Source organism: Albidovulum litorale (genome assembly GCF_025751495.1).
Taxonomy (GTDB): domain Bacteria; phylum Pseudomonadota; class Alphaproteobacteria; order Rhodobacterales; family Rhodobacteraceae; genus Albidovulum; species Albidovulum litorale.
Genome location: NZ_JAOWKZ010000013.1, coordinates 1 through 701 on the forward strand (window position 1 = coordinate 1; position 701 = coordinate 701).

Annotated in this window: 1 protein-coding gene; it reads right to left on the minus strand. The window is 55.2% G+C overall.

Features of this window, described 5'->3' with window-relative positions; translation table 11 throughout:
- A partial coding sequence (locus OEZ71_RS20220; protein ID WP_263741903.1) for an alpha/beta fold hydrolase occupies window positions 1–632 on the minus strand: 632 nt, incomplete at its 3' end.
- Window positions 633–701: the final 69 nt, after the last annotated feature.

Here is a 701-nt window from a genome sequence, read left to right on the forward strand (position 1 = left end):
GGGGCAGAGAATGGTGCGCCGACCTCGTCCGGGTTGAAACTGAAAGCGTAGTTTTCAGGGCGCCAGCTTTCCAAAGCGGCCGCCTCATCAAGCAGGGATAGCGCCGGGAGAAGGCATGAAGTGTCCCAATCAACGAGAGCGGTGTCGCGAACAGGCTGAATGAAGCGCAGCGTATCGGTTCGGTCTCCAGCCTTCTTTGCGAACCCATCCTCTTCGAAGATGGTCGATGGTTCGGGCAAGTCACGCGTTTCATAGTCAATTACAAAGGGCGTGGCATTGATAAACACCCCAAGAAGTCTGTCCGGGTACTTGGCTGCAAGTCCTCGAACAAGGTGTCCGCCAGCCGACATTCCTGCAACCGCAAATCGTTTTCCGGGCGCGACAGCGTCAATGAACCCAACCACATGGTTCAGAAGTGCGTCGAAAGTCATCGGCCTTGGCAGGGTCGGAGTGCGTCCGTGGGCGGGCAGGTCAGGATATACCCGATGCCATCCGGCGCGGTCTTGGAACGCAGGCTCCATTTCGTCCATCATATGCCGGTGATCAAGATAACCGCCATGAAGCATGAGGATCGGCCACCCCGAACCGCGTTCCTCGAAGTTGACTTCAATCCCATCTACTTGGATCAGCATCTTTCAATTCCATAGGCAAATTGAAGGTCTGATCATGATAGAACTCATCAAGCTTGTCACCTGCCATGC